This window comes from Isoptericola croceus (genome assembly GCF_029382255.1).
GTDB lineage: Bacteria > Actinomycetota > Actinomycetes > Actinomycetales > Cellulomonadaceae > Isoptericola > Isoptericola croceus.
On the sequence record NZ_JARLLG010000143.1, the window covers coordinates 1 to 279 of the forward strand.

Consider the following 279-nt stretch of genomic DNA (forward strand, 5'->3'; position numbering starts at 1 on the left):
TTACCATTTGGTTCAATCTGCCATTCAATTGTGTCAGTAGACCGAACTTTTAACAGTTCACGTACTGTTTTAGGAATTGTAATCTGATTTTTACTTGTGATCTTCGAGCTAACCTTAGTTACATTACCTGCGCTCACAATATCATCTCCTTACTTTTTCCTTACAAAAATAATAACATAACTGCTTTAATATCTCAAGAAAAGGAGAAAAGACTATGCAACAAGTTGTTTTACCCATCAAAGATTCAAACGTTCTTAAAGAGGTTCAAGATACGTTACT

Annotated in this window: 1 protein-coding gene; it reads right to left on the reverse strand. The window is 33.3% G+C overall.

All coding sequences use genetic code 11. The features are described 5' to 3' along the window. Positions 1-137 (reverse strand): AbrB/MazE/SpoVT family DNA-binding domain-containing protein (locus PZC42_RS24470; protein WP_277214045.1); only part of this gene is annotated, 137 nt, incomplete at its 3' end. Positions 138-279: the final 142 nt, after the last annotated feature.